Source organism: Nitrospira sp. (genome assembly GCA_037045225.1).
GTDB lineage: Bacteria > Nitrospirota > Nitrospiria > Nitrospirales > Nitrospiraceae > Nitrospira_A.
This window is the reverse complement of the sequence record JBAOHZ010000009.1, coordinates 3,527,684-3,548,077: the sequence shown is the minus strand read 5'-3', so window position 1 is coordinate 3,548,077 and position 20,394 is coordinate 3,527,684. Positions and strand designations below refer to the sequence as shown.

The following is a 20,394-nucleotide window of genomic DNA, read 5'->3' as shown; positions in this document are numbered from 1 at the left end:
CTCAGAGCACCTGCACGATATAACATTTCAGATACCGCGTTTCCGGCATGCCGGCGAGCACCGGATGGTCCGGGCCCTGTCCGCGTTGTTCAAGCAATCTGATCTGCCGGCGCGCATCCCGTGCCGCAGCCTGCAGCATCTTCCAGAAATCGTCGTCCGTGATCGGTTGCGAACAGGAACAGGTGACCAGCACGCCTCCAGGCTGAAGGAGTCGAAGTCCGCGCAAATTGACTTCCTTATACCCGGCAATGGCATGAGGCACGGCCTTCTTGCTGCGCGCGAACGCCGGTGGATCGAGAATGACGAGGTCGTACCGTTGATTGTTCCGCTCGAGCACACGCAACTCTTCAAACGCATCGGCCTGGCGATACTGACACCGAGCAGCCACCTGATTCTGCTCCGCATGCGCCTGAGCCAACGCCACGGCGGAGGCGCTCACATCCAACCCCTCCACCGATTGCGCGCCCGCCAGCGCGGCCTGGATCCCGAACCCGCCGGTGTGACAAAAGGCGTCCAACACTGTGTTCCCTTTTGCGAAGAGGGCCGCGGCGATCCGATTTTCGCGTTGATCGCAGAACCAGCCGGTCTTCTGCCCCTCAGCAATATCCACCGTAAACTGAGCCTTCCCCTCATGAATGTTCACGGTCGTGGCGCCATCACCACGCAGAAATCCTTTCACCAACGGCAGGCCCTCCAACGTGCGACTCTTGGCATCATTCCGCAAGTAGACCGTCTTGACCCCAGCTTCCTGCACCAACAGGTCGCCTAAGAGTTCTTTTCGCAGGTCCATGCCGTACCCCAGGGTCTGCATCACGGCCACATCGGCAAACCGGTCTACGACCAGCCCCGGCAAGAGATCACTCTCCCCATGCACAAGACGGCAAGCCGTGGCATGGGACGCCACCGTTCGACGGAGTGCCACGGCAGCCCGGAGACGCGCGGCAAAAAAATCGTCGTTGATCGGCTCGTCCTGAAACGTGAGCATGCGGATGCGGATCTTGGAATGGGGATTAAAGAGGCCGCGCCCGAAGAACCGTTTCTGGTGGGTGTAGACATCGACGAGGTCGCCGGGGGCCGGTGTGCCCAGCACCTCGGCCACGTTGCTATCAAAGACCCAGAGGTGGCCATAATACCGTGGGGTTTCGCGTTCAGGTGTCAGTCGGACTCTCGCCAGGGAACCAGTCGCAGGCTGTGTCATGGTTGTTCGTACGTCCAGTGTCAGGGTGATGCAGTCACTGTTGAAGGTGGTGCGGTAAATGGTTCACGAGGGTGCCTGAAATCATCCCACGAAGCAACCGGAGAGAATGCCGATGTGACGATCGTTCGTCTGCTTGACCTTCCCTACTACCTATGGTTTGCTGCAGGAAGACGGACGTACTCTCCGCCTACTTAACGACCTCTCACCCGACCGCCGAGGCACCATGACCACACCAACCATCGGAACGGCAGTCCTAGATCGGCTCTACCGGCTCGGGGTGCGTCACATGTTCGGCATTCCCGGCGATTACGTACTCGGCCTCTACAAATTGATGGAATCCTCGCCGATCCAGCACGTGGCCACCACGCGCGAAGATTGTGCGGGCTTTGCGGCCGACGCCTACGCACGCATCAACGGCATCGGCGCCCTCTGTGTCACCTATTGTGTCGGCGGATTGAATACCGTCAACGCCATCGCCTGTGCTTATGCGGAACGCTCGCCCGTCGTGTTGCTGACCGGCTCTCCCGGATTGTCCGAGCGCGCCCGCAACCCCTATCTCCACCACATGGTCCGCGAATTTTCCACCCAGCGGGAAGTGTTCGAAAAAATGACCGTGGCCGCCGTCAGCCTGGAAGATCCCGTGACGGCTGAGCGCGAAATGGATCGCGCCTTCGCGGCCTTGTTGCGCTACCGCCGACCGATCTATCTCGAAATCCCACGCGACATGGTGCATGTCCCGTTGGTCAACACCTCGCACATCAGCTACAGCCAGCCTGAACCAACCGACCGTGCCGCCTTGACCGAGGCCCTAGCCGAGGTGCGCATCATGTTGGAATCGGCCAAACGCCCGGTGATTCTCGCGGGTGCTGAAGTCGGCCGGTTCGGGCTCCATGACGAATTGACAAGCCTGGTGGAACGGCTGAACGTGCCGATTGCCTCGACGCTCCTCGGCAAGTCCATCATTCGTGAAGACCATCCCCTTTATATCGGCGTCTACAGCGGCCTGGTGGCTCGTGATGAGGTGAAGGACTTCGTCAACCAGACGGATTGCCTGCTCATCCTGGGTTCAATCTTGTCCGACGTGGAGGACTTGGATGCACATAGCGCCCTCTTTTCCGACGGCCACACCATCCATGCCACGGCGGATCGCGTGGCGATCAAGCATCATCGGTATGACTCCATTCTGTTCGAGGATTTCGTCAAGGGACTAGCCGGCGCGCCGCTCCCCTCTTTTCCCACGCCGCACCTGCCCACGCCGGTGAAACCCGACGATCCGATGCCCCCGGCAGAAGCCTCCGTCAGTCTTCAAGGAGTGTTCCGCCACCTCGATACGGTGCTCGCGGAGAAAACCCTGGTCATCGCCGATGTAGGCGAATCCCTCTTCGCCTCCGTGGATCTTCACGTGCACCGCCGCTTTGAATTTCTCTCACCCGCCTACTACACATCGATGGGATTCGCCGTACCAGCCGCCATCGGCGCCGGTTTTGCCGACCCGTCCCTGCGACCGATCGTGCTGGTGGGAGACGGGGCCTTTCAAATGACCGGATCGGAACTGTCGACCGCCGTGCGCTACAACCAAGCACCGGTCGTCATCGTCCTGAACAACCACGGCTATTCAACCGAGCGTGAGATTCTGGAAGGCCCCTTCAACGACATCCACGAGTGGCGGTACGAACGAATCTGTGACCTGATCGGCGGTGGACAGGGATTCCGGGTCGCCACGCATGGCGAGTTCGTCCAGACCCTGGCCAAAGCGCTCGCGGATCCCAGCCAGCCCTATGTCATTAATGTGCTGCTCGATCCGGCCGACCGCTCGCCGGCCATGATGCGCCTGGCAAAACGGCTGGCCAAACGACTCTCGACCGACCACCCGTAACCCCTCTACCTGCCACGACTTTTCGCGGCATGGCTCTCCGATGGGCGGCCCTATCGCGCCCCTCTCCGACACCTGCTCCATCCTGATACAGTGCGGAGTTACCGCCTTTCGTGCCATTGACCCTTCGTAGACAAATGTGGTCTTCTAGCAGCGGACTTGTCGAATTGTTATTTGACGGGGAATTGGCCACTATGTCGACTAAGCTGTCCGACGGAAAAACCATGCGAGATGGTCACATCTTCTCTGCACGATTGAACAATGTCGTTACCACAGAGCGAGAGTTCGACGAGCTGGTTGCGAAATCGTTGCCGGAATTGTTGGACCGCGCCACAGGTCAAACCAAGCGATTTCTTCGTGAAACCAATCAGTGGGGCGACGACATTACGCATGAAAAACTGGCGCTCCGCTGGGGGTATGAGTTGGTGGAGCGGTTCGTGGTCCTCGGTCGCACCGAAGTCCCCTGCCGCCCCTTCTTCCTGCTGGATAGCCTGATCGCGAAATCGTTCAGCCTGCCGGACCCGCTCTGTTATCACAAGGAGCTGTTGACGCCGGTCGGACGGTTTCTCGACGGGCTGGCCTCACGAGCCGTGGTCAGCCGCGACGCCCTGATCGCCCTGTTCTATCACTTCTATGGGTTCAGTCAGGCTCATGTGGTGAAGCTCTTAGGGTTCGGACAGGCCGAAAGCCAGCGAGTCTATAAAAACTTCGAGCGGTGGCGCCAAACAGGGTGGCAGCGCACGATGAACGAAACCGGATTAAGCGGGTCTGAAATCGAGGTGTTAGACCAGGAGTTACGCACCAGGCCCGACCATCTGAACCACGAAGTCGACCGGTTGATGCCGGTCTTGCAGTCACATTATCGAAAGAGCGAACCGGAACATTATCCCTGCCTGTCCGAACAGAAGTGGGGCCAACTATTTCACGATGACTACGGCCACGACTACCGCGTCTGGCACTTGGCCTTTTGCCGCGACTGCTTCTTGGAAGTCGCGGATCGCCGGCAAGCCGAGGTCAGCAACGGGTTCAAGCCGCAAGTCAATCTCCATATACATCCGCTGAAAAAGGGAGGCGTCTTGGCTCTCTTTGGAGGGGATCGGGGGGGACGGAACCATGGAAACACCAGAACTCAACGATTATCGCGCACATCTGCTTGACGCGCTGGACGATCAGCCGCGACGCGCGACTGAGGAACGTCCTGGATTTCTCCAAGTCTTCGTCAACCACGAGCGCGTCGGAACGTTGAATTGCGCCCACACGGACCCGACCTTCTCCTTCACGATCCACGAGCGGAGTGTGCAGCACCTCGAACTCCGAAATGAATCCGGTGTGCTGATCGGAGGGTGCGTCGCCCCTGAAGCCGGCCCCAAAACGGTTCGCCTCCCTGCCGGCAAAGGTCACCTCGTCATTCACGTTCAAAACCATTTCGACGGCGGTTCACTGCGCGTGCAGTACGAGGTCGCCCCTGCCTGGTGGTCCCACGTGGCGTCCACGATCGGACTGACGACCGGCGCACGGGTACCGGCGGCCGCCGGAACACCCGTCTGGACCATGACGATGGCCTTCGCCCAGATCGTACTGGCCGTGGGAGTCGTGGCGCTGCTGGCTGAACGCATTCCAAACTGGATCGGCGCGGAAGATCGAGCGCACCAGATGGAAGAAGAACTGGCGGCGCGGCAGTCCACCCAAGAACAGATCGATCGTGTGCATCAACAACTTGCACAACTCGTGGAGGCGCAGGCGTCAGCCGTCGCGGTGTCCCGATCCGAGCAGGACCGGATCGCGCAGCTGCATACCCTCATCGACACCGTCACCCATGCTCAACAGAAACTCAACACACAGGTCGTCACGGTGCAGGACGATCTCAAGACGGTCAAGGCCGATGTCGTACAGGAAGTGCAGACCGGCATGCGCGTCGCCGTCAACGCCGTGGAAGCCGATCGAGAATTGGTGCGCCAGGATCTGAAATCGATCAAGTCCGTGAACGAGACCCTGGTCAAGCAAGTCGCGCTGTTGGAAAGCCGCAATCGGGAATTACACGCCCGCCTGGCGCTCACGTCGCTGGAAGTGGCCAAAGCCAGCGCGGCACCCAAACCAGCCGTGGTCGCGAAGTCAGACATGCCGAAAGAAACGCCCATGGCCACCCCGGTGGCAGATGGACTTCGCGAAGTCGACCGTCAGGCCTTTATGTTCTGGGTCGCCTTCCAAGACGGCACGACCGAAAAAAGTATCGAGGATCTGGTCCAGGAAATTAACGGCATTAAGAAGGGGCCGATGAAGTCGGGTTGGTATTCCGTTGAAGTGAGCCTGCCGCATCCGGAACCTCCGGACCGCTTCCTGGAGTCTGTGAAGCGAGCCAAGATCGTGAAGTCGGTCGTGACCAGCAAGGCCATGCCTCCGGCGCAGTAGGAACGATCTCCCCTCAGCAGATACAGCCGCCCGGCATGGTCGGTATTCGCGTCTCCCAGAGAAGCGCCCCCGGCCGCAGCGGTCATTTGTTCTGATCATCCCTTGCGGACTCGGCACAGGAGGGCACATGTCGGATTTCCATCAGAACGGGCTCGTCACGGTTCTACACCGTCTCGGCGCATCGAACCTTGAGCAACTGGAAAAAGAGCTGGAACGCCATGCGGCGACCAACCCGATCGCCCTCGTCCTCCCCTCGCTGTATTCCGAGCTCGAGAACCCCGCACTAAAACACATCGTGCAGGTCTTGAAAGACATTCGCTATGTCAACGAGATCGTCATTTCCTTAGACCGCGCGTCGGCCTTGGAGTTCCGACTGGCCAAACAATTCTTCTCGGTACTGCCGCAGCGGGTCCGGATCGTCTGGAACGACGGAACCGGCATTCAGGATATCCTCAAGCTACTGGCCCACACTGAAATCGACACCGGACTACAGGGAAAGGGTCGAGGCTGTTGGATGGCCTTCGGCTACGTGTTGGCCCGTGGACAAAGCAATGTCATCGCCCTCCACGACTGCGACATTCTCAGCTACAATCGGGAATATCTCGCGAGACTCTGCTACCCGATCGTCAACACCAATTTAGGCTACGAATTTTGCAAGGGCTACTACAGCCGGGTCACCAATCGCCTGCATGGCCGCGTCACCCGCTTGTACCTCACGCCGTTGATCCGTAGCCTTCAGCAGGTGGCCGGGGCACATCCGCTGCTGACCTTTCTGGATAGCTTTCGTTACCCGCTGGCCGGTGAGTTCGCCATGGTGCGGGACCTGGCCTGGATCAACCGGGTGCCGGGCGACTGGGGTCTGGAAGTCGGAGTGCTCTCCGAAATCTATCGCAACTGCGCGCTCCGACGGATCTGCCAGGCCGATATTGCCGACGCCTACGAACACAAACACCAGGGTCTATCGGCCGATAACGCCGAACAAGGGCTGCAGAAAATGTGCGTGGATATCACGAAATCCCTCTTCAGAAACCTCGCGAGTGAAGGCGTGGTGCTCTCGCAGGCCATGCTCAAAACCCTGCGGGCCACATATCTACAGACCGCGCAGGAAGCGATCACCCGCTATCAAAATGACGCCGCCATCAACAGCCTGCAATTCGACCGGCATGAAGAACGGATGGCCGTGGAAGTGTTTCTCAAAGGTATGAAAATCGCGACAGAGGCGTTTCTGGAGGATCCGCTCGGCGTGCCGATGATTTCGAACTGGAGCCGCGTCACAGGCGCCATTCCGGATATCTTCGAGCGCTTGATCGGCGCGGTCGAACGCGACCACGAGTGGGATCCCGTCGGCGACCGAGTCTAGCGGGTGCCGGAAGGCACGAGGAGGTCTCCATGCGACTGACAGATGGATCCTGGATCTGCACCACGTGCAGAGTGCTGTGCTCGCTCAAAGGATATGAGCAAGGTCCCTTGGCATCAATGCGGGAGATCTGCAGCAATTGCAACGTGCGCACTGACGCAAGCTGGCTCACTGCGATCGGAGATAAACGACGACTGCCTCAAACATCCTAGAAGGACTCACCTGGCCACACACCTCGATAGCCTGTGTTCCTGGCACATCTACAAATCATCGCCTATGAGTGTCTTGCCGCCATCCCGCCGTTTGGCGTAGGATTCCGACACAGCTTGAATGACAGACCGTCGACGAAAGAAGCCTCGATGAGAAAAGAAAAGGACGAGCAACGATGACAGACGATTACGCGCGGAGGAAGGTGCAAGTCATCCGTGAATTCTTGGCGGCCGCATATCCTGCCCCCTATACCGTAGAGCCAGTGATCTCCAGACGCGATCCGTTGGCCGACACGAAGTTTAAGATCATCCTCAACAACCAGGTAGAACGCACCCTCGCGGTCTGCGCCGCCGTCGTGCTGGACAGCCTTCCCACTCCGGATCAACTCAAGCAACTGCTGATATCGCAGAGCATTTTAGAACAGGTCAAAGCAGCGACCGACTCCCGGATTTGCCATGAGGCCCTGGGCACCGACGAAGAATCGCACCTGCGACCGATGAGATCGGTGCGTGGGACCTAACACCACAGGGGCGTCGAAGCAGAAGTCGTGATCGGCATGTTTCACCGAAGTGATCCAACCTGGCGGTCCGCGATCTCCTTCCACTTCGGACCTCACACTTTCGGAGCGGAACTGGGGGAATAGGAGCAAGCAGAACTCATCCCCCCCATTCCAGTTCACAAGCATGGACTTTCTGCCGGATCTTCACGACCCATGCTCGCCATCCCTGCTAGGAACGTACCCCCACAACCGCTTCCGAAGCCCCTGCTTTGCTAGTCGACTGATTGACCCAGGATTGAAATCGGGTGGAACCCAGGAGTGCCTCGCCGGCAGGGACTAGACTTTTCTCATCTAACATTCCTCCGAAATAGCTCGCGCCGGGATCTTCAACCACCTGACGATGGTCCCCGTGAGCCGTGAGCACTTGCTTGATGATGGCTTCAAAGCGAAACGCCTCCGGCCCGGCGATGGCAATCGTACGATTGGTCGGCAGCGCCACTGCAATCTGAGCCAGGCCGAGCGCTACATCCGCCGCAGCAATGGGCTGAATCAAGGCTGGTGGCACGCGAACAACCGTGCCCTGTGTGGCGACATCCGCAATCGCTCCGAGAAATTCGAAGAACTGGGTGGCTTGAACGATGGTGTACGGAATTTTCGAGCCCTCGATCAGGACTTCCTGCGCGCGCTTCGCACGGAAGTATCCCGATGAAGGAACACGTTCAGTTCCTACGACCGACAGGGCGATATGGTGCCCAACCCCCGACTTGGCCTCCTCCGCGAGCACATTCTTGGTGGACGTCTCGAAAAAATTCAGGACGGCACGATCTTCGAACGACGGCGCATTCGTGACATCCACTACGACAGCAGCACCCGCGAGAGCATGGCCTAATCCCTCGCCGGTGAGGCTATTCACGCCCGTTGAGGGAGCGGCTGCGATTACTTCGTGCCCCTCCTGCTTGAGTTGCCGAACGAGCTGAGTGCCAATAAGTCCTGTTCCCCCAATAATGACAATTTTCATTTCATCCCACACTTTCTTGTCCTCTATGGACGCCACAACCACAGGCTCATATTGTTAAGGGAGCGTTACTTGACGGGAACCACCGCAGGGGCTCCGTCCGACTTCACCATGAACACCACGAATTTCGCAGGCAGGGTCGTACTGGCGTTGCGACTGACCAGGTGGATGTCGGCGGGAGCCTCATAGAACGTCTGCCCAGCCCTCAATGTCACCGGTGGCCCATCTTTCACCTGCATCTCCACAGCACCCTCCAGCACGTACACAAACACATGCGCATTGTGCCGATGGACAGGTGTTGCGCCACCGGGAGGATACGAGACGGTGAGCATCAATCCCTCTTTCCCGGGGAGGTCTGTGAGCGCCTGCGTAAGGAGGGTACTCACCTCCCCTGCATACGCGCGCCCCCCGCCACCAAATGTCACGATCTGCACAAGCAGTAACGAGAGCACCAAAATGTAGTTCATGATCGGCCTCCTTCTGTTGGGTTAATGAACATTTCCGAACCGTGCCATCTAGCTCCGCCGAAACGCTGAACGGCACCAATTATGGATATTATATATCCTTAAGGATGTTATATATCCTCAATTAAGGCTAGGTCAATCCCTCTTTTCGATTCTCCCCTCACGTAACCGATGGTCATCTAGGTAGACGGTGGAAGGGAGTCGCAGGCAGTACGCTTCTGCAAGACATGATTAAGTGAAGCCCACGAACGGCCCTACCTCAAACCTCTTCGCCTCATCCATTCTCACTCTTTAAGGATGTATGCTATCCTTAAACGCGAACGTGAGAAGCAGATGGACTCACGGCTCCTGAAAGATTCGACAATGGAGAATCGGGATGTATCTAAAGAACCAAGTTGAATGGGCGTTACATTGCTGTGCCATGCTTGCCGGGCTGCCACCAGAACGATATCTGGCAACAAAAGCCCTGGCTGAATTTCACAGCGTGCCCAAAGAGTACCTATCCAAGGCGTTGCAAAGTCTCTCTCAAGCATCGCTCGTTGAAAGTACCCTGGGACCTACAGGTGGGTATCGGCTGGCAAAACCTCCGGATCAGATCACCTTTCTTGATATTGTGGAGGCCGTTGAGGGCAAAACATCGACGTTTAATTGCACGGAAATACGCAGGAACAACCCCTGTCGACAAGGAGAGCCTCGACCGTCAAAGCCCTGTGCCATCGCGCGCATTATGTGGGAGGCAGACGAGGCGTGGAGAAACAAGTTGCAGAGCGTCAGGCTCTCGGACTTGATCACACTCTTGGGTGATGACGTTTCGCCCAAGCTATGGTCTAAAAGTTTTAAGTGGCTCTTGGCGAAGACATCTTAACCTGCAACAATGATCGCTGTTGCGGTTGCCTCCGTGTAAGCCTTCAACAGAGGCGGCCCCGGTTGGTTGGACAGCATGTTGGACACGCCGCCACGCCAACACCCGACGACTCGCCCAATCGAGCACCGCGAACAGCTAGACGAAGCCCCGCGCCATCGGAATGTAGGTGATATCGGCGGCCTACACGTGATGGGGGCGTGAGATCGTGAGGTCGCGCAGGAGAGAGGGGTAGACCTGATGGGCTGGATGCCGGTGGCTCAGGCGCGGCTTACAATACACCGCCTCAATACTCATGCGTCGCATAAGCGTGGCCACATGTCGTCTTCCAATGGCGTGGCCCTCTTGCTGCAAGAGATCGCGCAGCATGCGGGCGCCGTCTCTGATACCGACGTGTCGGCCGTTGGGTTGGTGCCGCCAAACACATCAGCGGCCCGCGCCAGCAATTGCTACTTCCATTCGGTGATCTGGGTGGGATGAACCCGGAACTGCTCGGCCAACTCCGCCAGCGTTTTATCGCCTTTGACCGCGGCCAAGGCCACCTGGGCCTTGAAGGTCGCTCCGTGATTGCGGTTCGTTCTCTTCATCGCCTCACTCCTCTGGTTCGCCATCAGCTGGTGGCATGAGTGAAGCAAGACGACCACTTAGCACATTGTCCGAATTTTCCTAGCCCCCTCTCAATGACGGAGCATCGTTCCCTCTCACCCGTAACGGATAGTGGGCGGTGACGGGGAGACCGTTATTGCAGCAGGGAGGACGTGAGGGAAAAGAAGCGAGAGGATGCGACCACACGACTACTTGAACTGATATCCAATGCCCACAAGAAGCATATGTGCCTGATAATGCACGTCGATGTTGCTGAAGCTCCGAACCTGATCGAAATTGGCCGTCGTCGACATATATTTCCACTCGCCAAATAACACGACGGAAGAGTCTGTGACATAGCGCAATCCGGCCTGGCTCGTCCAACCGAATGAGGTGCTGGAGGTATCGACCGAAGGGCCTGGACAGGTGTTATTGCACGACAACCCGGTACCGCTGGCATGCCCCCAGAAGATAGCAGGTCCAATCCCGGCATAAGGCTGCCAATGATCCCCAGGGTAGCGAGCCAACAGGCTAAAGGCCCAGGTGGTAAATCGGAGATGGACTCCGCTCTGCGCCTCCCGGAAGGTCCCAACCGTTGATGATTTGGTATCAATCGCGATCGTTCCCGACATCACATGCGGTGTAGTGGTAAACACATCTGTTTCAACTCCCAGCCACGGGAGCGAGCCAAAATAGTGCCCCAGCTTCACCCCATATGCCACAGACTCTTTGAGCCCGATGGTAGTATTCGATCCGCGAAATAACTGGCCCGAACCGGGCGGGTTCGGATAATTGATGTTCTCATCCGCCTCGACAGATGCAGGAAGCGCCAGGGTCCCGCCGATCGCACCGGCGATGTAAGTCTCAGCCCACGACTGAGACAGAACACCGAACGACATGAAGGCCACCGCGAGAAGAACACGCATGTTCATGACGTAGCTGAACCCTTCCTCATATTGAACTGCCCGATGGTGTGGGGACAGGCGCCGGGTGATTTGATACGGATGGTGCATCGCTCATGGATTGAACCAGAAGTAGTTCAGTCCAATAGTAGAGATGAAGCTGAACAATTCTTGGTATAACGCACTTGTCATGAACCGTCATGAAAAACGGGAGTTTCTACACTCATAACCACCTACTTCGAGAACTACTTATTTACTTACGTATACCAATTTAGGTTGTGCTTCCCATCTCAACGTGAGCCCTGCACACTCCACACAAAGCCAGACTTCGTACATCACGTCGTGGTCCGTATATCAGAGCCGCAGCCGCGCTCGTTCGATGTGATAGAACTCACAGAGTCGTTCCTTCGTATGCTCAGGACACAACCAGGCCTTCCGCGCTCGATCGCAGGTGGCCGCTTCCCTGCCGCAACAGGCCGGTTCAAGCAGACTTGGCAGCTTGAGGCCGCATCGATCCTGGACTTATTGGGTGATAAGGAGCACCGCCGTGGCAAGAAAAGATGGAAAGGATAGAGGGATGACCCAGCAGAAAGGCTGGGAATGACGGAATGGATCGAACTACCGGATCTGGAGGCGGCAGCCGCTGGGCAAGCTGCGTCTGAAATCCTCTTTCCTGGCAACCTTGGCGAAACCAGGCTGGAGCCCAGTTATATGGCCCCAAATTGGTTGCGGCACAAACTGCCGACTCATCGCGAGTGGCGAGAACTTAAAATACGTCCAAGAGCAACTGAGCCATGCGTCGATTACCAGCACCTGTGACACCTATGGGCATCCGATCCCAGGCGGGAATCCACAAGCGGTTGATACGCCGGATTCGTTTAAAATCAGTATTGGAACCGTGGCCAAAACCGTGACCAACGCTTCTGAAAATTCTTACGCCTTTGATTTATTGGCGAACACTGTCGCATCACAGGCGATGTACTTAATCTGTTTCATGGGAACGATGATCACTTCCTTCGCCGAATCGACTTCCAGCACCTCCATGTCTTCGCTGATCGTGTGACGAATCGCATCCTTCACCAGTAGTTCCTGATTGTCGGCAAACACGACTTTCACCCAATATTGCACAAGACACGCTCCTTGTTAGAGGTGATGGCCTTCTTCTTGCCCCAACTCTTGCGATCGCTGCGCCGCGGCTGTCACGGCCGACATCAAGGTCGCGCGCAGCCGCCCCTGCTCCAGACGGGACAGTCCCGCAATCGTGGTGCCGCCCGGCGAGGCTACGCGATCTTTCAACACAGCCGGATGTGTCCCTTGTTCGAGCACCATACGCGCCGCTCCGGCCAACGTCTGCGCCGCCAGAACTTGCGCAGTGGCCCGTGACAATCCCATCAAGACACCGCCGTCTGCCAACGCTTCGATCATGGCGAACACATAGGCCGGTCCGCTTCCGCTCAAGCCAGTCACGGCATCCATCAACCGCTCTTCCACCACGACGACTTTGCCGACCGATTCGAACAGGCATCGCGCCCGATCCTGATCCTGAGACGACAACCCCGGAACAAGGCTCAACGCCGTGACCCCTTCTCCGATAGTCGAGGGCGTGTTCGGCATAGCACGGACCAGTCTGGTTGCTGTCTTGAGCTGTTTTTGCAGGCGGGAAAGTGGGTATCCGGCAGCGACGGAAATGAGGAGGAGGTTGGACGTGAGAATCGACGACAGGTCGGCCAACACCGAATCGAGCACCTGCGGTTCGACGCAGAGCACGATGAGATCCGCCCCTTGCGCCGCTGCCCGGTTGTCGGCATGGACTGCAATTCCGAAGCGCCTCGCCAGCCACTCACGACGCTGGGAGTGCGGGTCGCTGACAGTGAGGCGCTCAGCTGAGGTCACGCCCTTCCGCAACAGACCAGCCAGCAGAGACTCGGCCATATTGCCGCCGCCGATGAACGCGATTCGTGTCCCCGTCAACATGCGCGATTATACGGACGGCTTTCCCAGAGGCGCAACTTGCAACAGCCGGAAGGGGTTGTATACAGTGACGACAGGGTTCGTGGTCATCGTCTTTTCAGCAAAATGGAGCAGACATGAGATGCATCCTTTCGCTCGTCACCCTGGGGACATTGTTACTCTTGGGCGACCACAGCTGGGCACGCCGTGACGCCTTAACCGCCGAGCAAAAGAGTCAACTGGAACGAATCGACCGCGTCTTCGTCGATGTCATTGCACTATCGGACAAGGGCAGTATCGATCCCACACCATTGGTCGAGGTAGTGGCCGGTCGCATGAAAGAGTTCGACTACACGACCGTGACCGATCCGGCCCAGCCGCACGATGTGGAACTGAGGATCAAGTGCGAGCAGCGAAAAACCTGGGAAGGCAGCACGACAATGGGCAGCGATGCCGACCTTCCCGATGCTCCATCACGAATCTGGAAAGGGCCGGCCTGCCAGCTCGGCTATCTCCTCAACGGAAAGAAAATGGCCTGGCGCAAAGAGGTCCGGACGGAGTTCGACGACGCCCAAGCTGCGGCGACAATCGCCAAGGCCGGCGATCCCACCGCGTTCGCGATGGCCAAATTACAAGCCCGCCTGGAAGAGTACGATTTTCCGGCGCTCATCACCGCTGAGTGGGGACAGGAAGCACGGTTGTTTCGCCTCTACGACGATCCAAAGACTCCGGTCGCACGTAAGGTGAAGCTGGTGGCCCTGTTCGGCGAGCTCTTCTCCGTGAAGGCGATTCCCCGCCTCCTGGATGGACTGAACGGTGCGGATCGCAGCATCGCCAAAGCCTCGGCGCTGGCACTGGGCAATATCGGACAGAAAGACACCATCCCGGTGCTGATCAAAACGATGAAGTCCGGCACCCCGGATTTGCGCGCGCCGGCCGCCAAAGCCCTGGGCATCGTCGGCGCCTTGCACGGAGACTTCACGATCGTGGATCCCCTGCTCGAGACGCTGAACACCGAGGATGTCGCCGTGAAAACCGAGGTCGCCTGGGCGCTCGGAAAGTTGCCGGACATGCGGGCGTATGAGCCGCTGTTCACGCTCCAAAAGTCTCTCTACCGCGTCCACGAGAACGACGCCGATCCCAACCTGGTCAAATTGAAGGAAGCCGTCAATTGGAGCATCAAACAGATCGACACCTGGGAACACGTCCAGTAACAAGCGCTGCCGTCCTTCTTCCCTTCGGCAGGTCGGTCATGGGGCGGGCGACTGTTGCATGGGCCATCCTGGCGGTGGTGCTCATCGTCTGCATCGCAGCCAACGGACAGGCTCAAGTAATGGGGGAAGAGGCGGAACTCGACCGCCTCCGGGCAAAGGCGGAAGATGCGATGGGCAATGACGATGCAGAAACTGCGGCGATGAGTATGGGCCGCGCAGCATTGATGGCCGCGCAACTAGCCAAACGGCAAACTGAGTCGGCCACACGACAGACCTTCAACGCGACAGAACACCTCTACCGGTCGCAAGAACATGGCTATCGGGCCGTCGCCCTGTTTCGTCGAGCCGGCGGGGAACTCCCCGCTTCAGCCGGCGTATGCGGGAGTCTCCAACTTGCACAACTCGAACTGCGCCATGCGCAGGAAGCTCTCAGCGGGCCGGATGTTAGAGAAGAGAAGGGCACCGCCTCCCCTCGAAGGAAGGCGGCGCAGCAGGGTATGGAAGACTGGTCTATCGTGCTGGATTCGATTCAGGGGGAATTTCGCTGTCCCGCCTAGCAGGCCGTTGAAAAAGCCCGCCAGCTTCGTTCTCGCATCGCTCCGAGGCTCAACGTACCGCACACGGGAAAAGAGCTTGTCTCGGCAAGCTCGGGTGGGCGGGTAAGAACCATATGGCTTCGTCTCCTCGCATTGCTGCGGCCTCGCTGAACGGCCTTTTTGAACGGCCTGCAGGAAGTACGCTCGGAACATACGATTGCAGCCGGCTCCGCATAACGCCGATGCTGACTCTCCGTCAGCAATCTGCATAGCTCTTACGCGCTAGTCGTCTTCCGGATTGATGATATGGAGTCCCGCCGGACGACAGGCCGCCAACAGCTGCTTGTCCGCGCTCACGACGGTCAGCCGAAGCGGCTTGAGTTCCAAGGCCAGCGCCAGGTGCAGCAGCTGCGGCGAGCGCAGTGCCGGATAGTCCAGGATCAGTTCCTTCGCCGCCAGGTACGTATCCATCGTCGGGGAGATGAACTGAAACAGTCCCTGCGAGGCCTCCATCTCAAACTTGTACAACACCGAGTAGCAGTCGTCCCGCGTGATCTCGCCCTGCTGGGATCGAATGGAGAGGGCCGAGTAAAAATCCGTGACGCTCCACATGGGCAGAATGGCGACCTTGCCACGTTTCACCATGAGCTTGTTCACCACCCGCGTGCCGCGTTCCATACTGTACCGTTTCACCAACGCCGTGGAGTCGAAATAGTAGTACGGCATCCTAGACCCTCCCCTTTAAGAGACTGTCCACCAACGGCGACTGGAGTTTGGAGAGGCGATCTTGCAATTCATCCAACGGCAATTCCTCGTAGTAGCCCTGCTTGCGAAAAATACTCACGATGTTGCTCTTCAACACCTGCTGCGTATCCGCCGCCAACCGTTCACGCAGCCGTTTCTTCATCGTCTGACTCGACAAACGACGCCCGCCGCTGTCTTGCTCACCCGCTTTCCGGGTCCCTATCTTACGCATCCCTGCTCCTCTCTCCTGTGGTTGACTCACCGCGTTAACGAGTGACCGGCGGTTGCGCCGCCTCTTTCAGACAACCGGACGGCGCGGCAGCCGATTCCGGCAAATCCATTTCCCCATACACATGCGCGGCCACGGATCTGGCCAGATCCGATGCAAACTCCTGCTGCATCACCCGCACCGCTTTAGCCGCGGCCTCACGCTCTGTGACATGCCCTTCTTTGCCGCCTTTCGACACGGCCCCGACCACGCGATGGGTCGCGACCTCCTCGATCACGGACTCCGCACACCAGCGCACATATCGAAAATGAGGATCGTTCACCTCGATCGGCCAGAGACGCACCGACCCCTTCATGAGCAGCTCCGGTGGCACGGTACTGGCCCCGGCGCCCCGTCCCACCACCGTGAACCCCTCCTGCGTAAGACCGTCCACGAGCGCCCGTTCTAACGGTTCGGCCTGATCGCCGGATAGATCAACCGCCATGACGAGGTTCTTCGAGAGATACTGTTCCAATTCAGCGATCAATTCAGCCACGCGATACGTCGAGGAGTTGCCCTGGCCGTTCGGGCGCACGACACGCAAGTCGGCGTTGTACGCCTCGCGCAGCACCAGATTCTTGGCTGCACGCTTAAGATTCCGCACATGGGAGAGTTTATCCTGCGTCTGATGGGCTTCAGTCACTTCTGTCTGGATCGTACGATCCAGTTCCGTGAGGCGTTCCACCATCGCCGATTCGGCTTGCGCTCGGTTCATGCCTGCCAGAGCATAGTACTGTCGCGTCGTTTGGTCAAACCAAGTATCCAACACGTGCACGTTTTCCAGCACCTTGTCGGTGGTCACGCGGGTCACAGTGTCGAGCGTGAGGCGACGTTCTGTGTGCGTTTGCCCGCGGGACTCTACCACCAAATACGATTCCCAATCTTTCGCCTGTGCCGTAATCTCGGCTTTGAAAATTCTCGAGACGGCGGCATACGCCTGCTCAGTCGCCTGCGGGCGCGAATCAGCCTGGCCCACTCCCGTCAAATACTGGGCGGAAGGAAACTGGGGACTGCCGCCATCGATCCAGGACGGACGAGTCGCCCCCCCAAACCATCCGCAGCCGGCGATGATCCCCAACATGAACGCCAAGAGGACGGCCTGTCTCCCGCGACCCATGACGATTCTCATAACACCACCCGTTCGATCAGGAAGACTGTTTGCCCGGCGCGAAGCACCAGCGGCCGGGACACACCGGCTTGCGGCGCTCCGCCGTTTCGGACGACCGGCTGAATGCGGCTCTCGTATTCGCCTGCCGGCACCCACAAACGGGAGATCTGAATTTCATCGGGCAAAGTGCGCCAGCTCCTTGTATCGGCGACTTCGGACGCCACCGCCAGGCCGTGGGCCAGCAGGCCCACCAACAACCCGACCCACTGCGCATCCCCCTTGTTGACGGCATGTTGGGTGCCACGCGTCGCCGCTTCGGCCGCAGCAAACTTCACGGCGGCCCGCGCCAGCGCCTTCGTCGTGATTCCGGGCATGCGGTCGGAAAGAGATTTCTCCGCCAATGCGGTGCCGTTATAGACCAGCTGCGATTGTCCGGTGATCGGCGTTCCCGTCCGAGGCACCAAGGTGACCGATTCGTACGAGACCTGTGTTTTTTGCGGCACCAATCGAGGCAAGGCCACCCGCACGACGCGGCCGTTCAGGCCATACAACACGCTGTCGGCCACACGCCGCTCCTGGCGGTTGGACGCGTGAATCACGCCTCGATTCAGCAGGACCAATTGCAGCGCGCTCAGACTGACCGGAAGGTCGAGATTCATCTCCTCCTTGCGCGGCGCGCGGCCATTATAACCGATCACTACCACCTGAGCGAGATCAGGATTCCCCTGCAGCGACACCCATGCCGTGTCAGGGAACTGCCGACGATACTCTTCAAACTCAGTCGTCATATGCAGCGCATCAGTGGTTCTGAGCAGGTCCGCGCGCAACATCGGCGGCATGGGCGTGCGGGCCCACCCGCGCGTCGATTCATAAATGTCATAGGCCTTGCGGTACGCGATGAAGGCATCGTTGAGCTCCCCCGTCGCCTCGTACAACACACCGCTCAGATAACGCGCAAAGGCATCTTCGCGATACCCGTCTTTTTCTTTGGTGCTGTCGGAGAGCACGTTTAATCGATGGTCGATCTGCCGCGCCTCCACCACCGCCTCCGTCAGTTGTCCCATGGCGGCATAATTGAGGGCCTTGATCACATTGATCATCACGTGTTCGTAGGGATCTCCCTCATAGGGCAACATGTTGTCGTTGGTGAGAAAGGCCGCCGTCTCGGTGCGGATCGTCCGGGTGTACAACCGGTCCACTTCGAGGGAGGCCTGTTCGAGGAGACTGTTGCTCTGAACGTAGTCGCCGGCGAGATGGAGTGTCATCCCGCGATCCATGCTGTACAGCAGGCGATTGCGCCCGCCGTATTCGGACTCGGCCTGCGCCATGATGGCATCCGCCCGCCGGGGGTCATTCGCCAGCAAACTCTGATCGATGAGGAGATAGTGATTGGTGGAGAGCCCGCACCCCGAGAGGGCCCATAACAGTGCCACGAAAACAACGGGCATCCAGGGGAGAGAAATGAAACGGCCTCCCCGAGGGGAGGCCGTGGTCGATGGGAAGTGGCGTTTCAACAGAATACGTCGGGCTAAAAAATCGTTCGTTTCTTTTCGACGACTTTCTTGATCTTCTTCTGCCCGAACCACGCCTTCACATTATTTTCCATATCCACCATTTCCAGATCGATCTGATAGAAGACTGCTTTGGCCCCATCCTGTTCATCTAAAATCGTGGAGATGCTGCCGCGCATCATGTAATCCGCACCGATTTCTTTGCCGGGCGCTTTCTGCGTGTCCTCACGGGCATGCACAGCCTGCTCGCGCCGCTCCTCCCGCACCTCTTCACGCTCGCCCTTGCCCGCGACGAAGGTCACTTTTTGCGAGTTCGTGAGCTCCCGCTCCAGATCATTCACAAACGTCTGCACATTGATATGTTCATGGCTCTTATTGAGGACGGTCCCGACGATGACGACCGGCTGACGAGTCTTGCCCTTGGTGAAATTACCGAGCCAGGGATTGGCCAAGGCTTCTTTCACCATGGCTTCGGCCACCATTTGTGAGTCCGTGTCGTTCCAACGCCCGCTGAGGTCCGTGACGACACCCGTGTCAACACGCGTGACCTTTGTTTCGTGGCCACATCCGCTGGCGATCGCCGCCGCCCCCACCAGCACCATCGTCGCGAAGGTTCGCCCGACTGAACAATCCCGCCACTCGATCATGCTCTCTCCTCCCGGCCGGCACACGCCGGCACGGCCGCAGTTATTTCGTGTCTCGCTTGTCTTCTTCTTTTTCCAGACGATCGAACAACCGGTCCGCATTCTTCCGCACAAAATCACGGACCTGACTATTCAGTTCCTTCGCCTGTTCCAGATTGTTCTTCATATCTTCGAGACTGAGCTTGGTCAACACGTAGTAGATGCCGGATTTTTCGTCTTTGTAGCGATCCATCGGCTTCACACCGTTCAACGTCACAGCAGAGAACGTCTTCACGGCCCGCTCGATGTTCTGTTCTTCACTGTTACGCGAAAAATCGCCGGCGGTCGTGGAAGCCGCATAGTCCCGCATAAGATAGGCGGTATAGGTTTCGAAGGTTTTGGCGATTTCCGCGCGGCTGCGGTTCTCCGCCGTGTCCCAGGCTAACGGTTCGTTGCGCACACCGACCACCGAGCCGACACCATAAAAGGACTTGTCGCTTTTCTCGTTGAATGCACCGGATCCTTTTTTGACCCAGTTCGGAGGCCCGCCGCAGGCAGTCAGCCCAATGAGGAGTACAAGCGCCAGTGCGCTCCCGGTGAACTTAGACAAAGCTCCCTCTACTCTGCTCATACGATTCCTCCTTGGTGTGACACAGATGACCGATGACGGCGTAGTTGTGCGCGGAAAGATGATGGGAGCGACACGTGTGTGGTTCACTGTCACCAGGCACAGTTGGGCGAAAAAAGCAGATTTTATGCTAACATGCACCCCTAACACTGTCAACGCGCAACGACTGTTCCGGTTGACGAGAGAGCCGATTCATCACCCCACGACACCGGTTGTTCATGAGGAGACACACACATGGCTGACGTTCAGATTGAAGACGGCATCATTAAAGTGGTGCAACTCGATATCCAGGATCCCAAGGCGGCCGCCGTATTGGCGGAGTATCCTCAGGTCCGTTGGCCGGAAATTACGCGTCGGGCGTTGAAGATTGGGCTGGGGTATCTGAAAGGCGGAGGAAAAGACTAGCAGGCTGCGTAAAAAGGCTGCCAGCAGCGTTCT

The 20,394-nt window shown here is 58.2% G+C and carries 21 protein-coding genes and 1 pseudogene; 9 read left to right on the top strand and 13 right to left on the bottom strand.

Annotated elements, in window-relative coordinates; all coding sequences use genetic code 11:
• Window position 1 precedes the first annotated feature (1 nt).
• Complete coding sequence (locus V9G17_17665; GenBank protein MEI2754423.1) at window positions 2-1,198, bottom strand: class I SAM-dependent rRNA methyltransferase; 1,197 nt, start codon at window positions 1,196-1,198, stop codon at window positions 2-4.
• Window positions 1,199-1,421: 223 nt separating this feature from the next.
• On the opposite strand from V9G17_17665, the gene V9G17_17660 reads away from it, so the two are divergent.
• From V9G17_17660 to V9G17_17640, 5 genes are all read left to right on the top strand, one after another.
• Window positions 1,422-3,074, top strand: a complete 1,653-nt coding sequence (locus V9G17_17660) for a thiamine pyrophosphate-binding protein (GenBank protein ID MEI2754422.1) — start codon at window positions 1,422-1,424, stop codon at window positions 3,072-3,074.
• 191 nt (window positions 3,075-3,265) lie between these two features.
• Entirely contained in the window at window positions 3,266-4,228 is a 963-nt protein-coding gene (locus V9G17_17655; GenBank protein ID MEI2754421.1) for a hypothetical protein, read from the top strand.
• A complete protein-coding gene (locus V9G17_17650; protein MEI2754420.1) occupies window positions 4,185-5,480 on the top strand; it encodes a hypothetical protein in 1,296 nt (431 codons plus the stop codon). Before V9G17_17655 ends, V9G17_17650 begins: the two co-directional genes overlap by 44 nt.
• A gap of 127 nt (window positions 5,481-5,607) precedes the next feature.
• Window positions 5,608-6,840 carry a glycosyl transferase gene (locus V9G17_17645; protein MEI2754419.1) on the top strand — a complete coding sequence of 411 codons (1,233 nt, stop codon included), beginning with the start codon at window positions 5,608-5,610 and terminating at the stop codon, window positions 6,838-6,840.
• A gap of 382 nt (window positions 6,841-7,222) precedes the next feature.
• Window positions 7,223-7,567 carry a hypothetical protein gene (locus V9G17_17640; protein MEI2754418.1) on the top strand — a complete coding sequence of 115 codons (345 nt, stop codon included), beginning with the start codon at window positions 7,223-7,225 and terminating at the stop codon, window positions 7,565-7,567.
• A 208-nt stretch (window positions 7,568-7,775) separates the two neighbouring features.
• On the opposite strand, the gene V9G17_17635 is transcribed toward V9G17_17640, so the two are convergent.
• Both V9G17_17635 and V9G17_17630 read right to left on the bottom strand, forming a co-directional pair.
• Window positions 7,776-8,600, bottom strand: a complete 825-nt coding sequence (locus V9G17_17635; GenBank protein MEI2754417.1) for an SDR family oxidoreductase — start codon at window positions 8,598-8,600, stop codon at window positions 7,776-7,778.
• Window positions 8,601-8,629: 29 nt separating this feature from the next.
• Complete coding sequence (locus V9G17_17630; protein ID MEI2754416.1) at window positions 8,630-9,028, bottom strand: cupin domain-containing protein; 399 nt, start codon at window positions 9,026-9,028, stop codon at window positions 8,630-8,632.
• A 373-nt stretch (window positions 9,029-9,401) separates the two neighbouring features.
• On the opposite strand from V9G17_17630, the gene V9G17_17625 reads away from it, so the two are divergent.
• Window positions 9,402-9,890, top strand: a complete 489-nt coding sequence (locus V9G17_17625) for an Rrf2 family transcriptional regulator (GenBank protein MEI2754415.1) — start codon at window positions 9,402-9,404, stop codon at window positions 9,888-9,890.
• Between the two features lie 138 nt (window positions 9,891-10,028).
• On the opposite strand, the pseudogene V9G17_17620 reads toward V9G17_17625, so the two are convergent.
• The 4 genes and pseudogenes from V9G17_17620 to proC all read right to left on the bottom strand — a co-directional run bounded on the left by V9G17_17620 (window position 10,029) and on the right by proC (window position 13,348).
• A pseudogene (locus V9G17_17620) lies at window positions 10,029-10,474 on the bottom strand (IS3 family transposase).
• Window positions 10,475-10,681: 207 nt separating this feature from the next.
• Window positions 10,682-11,404 (bottom strand): outer membrane beta-barrel protein, encoded by a 723-nt coding sequence (locus V9G17_17615; GenBank protein ID MEI2754414.1) that lies wholly within the window; start codon window positions 11,402-11,404, stop codon window positions 10,682-10,684.
• Between the two features lie 903 nt (window positions 11,405-12,307).
• Window positions 12,308-12,502, bottom strand: a complete 195-nt coding sequence (locus V9G17_17610) for a hypothetical protein (GenBank protein ID MEI2754413.1) — start codon at window positions 12,500-12,502, stop codon at window positions 12,308-12,310.
• Window positions 12,503-12,517: 15 nt separating this feature from the next.
• On the bottom strand, window positions 12,518-13,348 hold the full coding sequence (proC, locus tag V9G17_17605) for a pyrroline-5-carboxylate reductase (GenBank protein MEI2754412.1): 831 nt from the start codon (window positions 13,346-13,348) through the stop codon (window positions 12,518-12,520).
• Window positions 13,349-13,461: 113 nt separating this feature from the next.
• On the opposite strand from proC, the gene V9G17_17600 reads away from it, so the two are divergent.
• Entirely contained in the window at window positions 13,462-14,538 is a 1,077-nt protein-coding gene (locus V9G17_17600) for a HEAT repeat domain-containing protein (protein ID MEI2754411.1), read from the top strand.
• A gap of 38 nt (window positions 14,539-14,576) precedes the next feature.
• The gene (locus tag V9G17_17595; GenBank protein ID MEI2754410.1) at window positions 14,577-15,095 is read left to right on the top strand and encodes a hypothetical protein; all 519 of its coding nucleotides are present in this window, start codon (window positions 14,577-14,579) and stop codon (window positions 15,093-15,095) included.
• A 261-nt stretch (window positions 15,096-15,356) separates the two neighbouring features.
• Here V9G17_17595 and V9G17_17590 read toward each other — a convergent pair whose 3' ends face one another.
• The 6 genes from V9G17_17590 to V9G17_17565 all read right to left on the bottom strand — a co-directional run bounded on the left by V9G17_17590 (window position 15,357) and on the right by V9G17_17565 (window position 19,959).
• Complete coding sequence (locus tag V9G17_17590; GenBank protein ID MEI2754409.1) at window positions 15,357-15,800, bottom strand: type II toxin-antitoxin system VapC family toxin; 444 nt, start codon at window positions 15,798-15,800, stop codon at window positions 15,357-15,359.
• Between the two features lies 1 nt (window position 15,801).
• On the bottom strand, window positions 15,802-16,050 hold the full coding sequence (locus V9G17_17585) for a hypothetical protein (GenBank protein MEI2754408.1): 249 nt from the start codon (window positions 16,048-16,050) through the stop codon (window positions 15,802-15,804).
• A gap of 34 nt (window positions 16,051-16,084) precedes the next feature.
• A complete protein-coding gene (locus V9G17_17580) occupies window positions 16,085-17,203 on the bottom strand; it encodes an LPP20 family lipoprotein (GenBank protein ID MEI2754407.1) in 1,119 nt (372 codons plus the stop codon).
• Between the two features lie 8 nt (window positions 17,204-17,211).
• Complete coding sequence (locus tag V9G17_17575) at window positions 17,212-18,627, bottom strand: hypothetical protein (GenBank protein ID MEI2754406.1); 1,416 nt, start codon at window positions 18,625-18,627, stop codon at window positions 17,212-17,214.
• Window positions 18,628-18,722: 95 nt separating this feature from the next.
• A complete protein-coding gene (locus V9G17_17570; GenBank protein ID MEI2754405.1) occupies window positions 18,723-19,352 on the bottom strand; it encodes a penicillin-binding protein activator LpoB in 630 nt (209 codons plus the stop codon).
• A 40-nt stretch (window positions 19,353-19,392) separates the two neighbouring features.
• Window positions 19,393-19,959: a hypothetical protein gene (locus tag V9G17_17565; protein MEI2754404.1), complete on the bottom strand. Its 567-nt coding sequence runs from the start codon at window positions 19,957-19,959 to the stop codon at window positions 19,393-19,395.
• Window positions 19,960-20,190: 231 nt separating this feature from the next.
• Between V9G17_17565 and V9G17_17560 the strand changes: the two genes are divergently transcribed.
• A complete protein-coding gene (locus tag V9G17_17560; protein MEI2754403.1) occupies window positions 20,191-20,361 on the top strand; it encodes a hypothetical protein in 171 nt (56 codons plus the stop codon).
• Window positions 20,362-20,394 lie beyond the last annotated feature (33 nt).

What these genes read in the sequence shown, in the direction of transcription:
- V9G17_17570 (MEI2754405.1), bottom strand. Translation starts at nt 19,352, where the DNA reads ATGATCGAGTGGCGGGATTGTTCAGTCGGGCGAACCTTCGCGACGATG.
- V9G17_17640 (MEI2754418.1), top strand. Translation starts at nt 7,223, where the DNA reads ATGACAGACGATTACGCGCGGAGGAAGGTGCAAGTCATCCGTGAATTC.
- V9G17_17580 (MEI2754407.1), bottom strand. Translation starts at nt 17,203, where the DNA reads ATGGGTCGCGGGAGACAGGCCGTCCTCTTGGCGTTCATGTTGGGGATC.
- V9G17_17645 (MEI2754419.1), top strand. Translation starts at nt 5,608, where the DNA reads ATGTCGGATTTCCATCAGAACGGGCTCGTCACGGTTCTACACCGTCTC.
- V9G17_17560 (MEI2754403.1), top strand. Translation starts at nt 20,191, where the DNA reads ATGGCTGACGTTCAGATTGAAGACGGCATCATTAAAGTGGTGCAACTC.
- V9G17_17565 (MEI2754404.1), bottom strand. Translation starts at nt 19,959, where the DNA reads ATGAGCAGAGTAGAGGGAGCTTTGTCTAAGTTCACCGGGAGCGCACTG.
- V9G17_17665 (MEI2754423.1), bottom strand. Translation starts at nt 1,198, where the DNA reads ATGACACAGCCTGCGACTGGTTCCCTGGCGAGAGTCCGACTGACACCT.
- V9G17_17615 (MEI2754414.1), bottom strand. Translation starts at nt 11,404, where the DNA reads ATGAACATGCGTGTTCTTCTCGCGGTGGCCTTCATGTCGTTCGGTGTT.
- V9G17_17625 (MEI2754415.1), top strand. Translation starts at nt 9,402, where the DNA reads ATGTATCTAAAGAACCAAGTTGAATGGGCGTTACATTGCTGTGCCATG.
- V9G17_17650 (MEI2754420.1), top strand. Translation starts at nt 4,185, where the DNA reads ATGGAAACACCAGAACTCAACGATTATCGCGCACATCTGCTTGACGCG.
- V9G17_17660 (MEI2754422.1), top strand. Translation starts at nt 1,422, where the DNA reads ATGACCACACCAACCATCGGAACGGCAGTCCTAGATCGGCTCTACCGG.
- V9G17_17595 (MEI2754410.1), top strand. Translation starts at nt 14,577, where the DNA reads ATGGGGCGGGCGACTGTTGCATGGGCCATCCTGGCGGTGGTGCTCATC.
- V9G17_17630 (MEI2754416.1), bottom strand. Translation starts at nt 9,028, where the DNA reads ATGAACTACATTTTGGTGCTCTCGTTACTGCTTGTGCAGATCGTGACA.
- V9G17_17590 (MEI2754409.1), bottom strand. Translation starts at nt 15,800, where the DNA reads ATGCCGTACTACTATTTCGACTCCACGGCGTTGGTGAAACGGTACAGT.
- V9G17_17600 (MEI2754411.1), top strand. Translation starts at nt 13,462, where the DNA reads ATGAGATGCATCCTTTCGCTCGTCACCCTGGGGACATTGTTACTCTTG.
- V9G17_17585 (MEI2754408.1), bottom strand. Translation starts at nt 16,050, where the DNA reads ATGCGTAAGATAGGGACCCGGAAAGCGGGTGAGCAAGACAGCGGCGGG.
- proC (MEI2754412.1), bottom strand. Translation starts at nt 13,348, where the DNA reads ATGTTGACGGGGACACGAATCGCGTTCATCGGCGGCGGCAATATGGCC.
- V9G17_17655 (MEI2754421.1), top strand. Translation starts at nt 3,266, where the DNA reads ATGTCGACTAAGCTGTCCGACGGAAAAACCATGCGAGATGGTCACATC.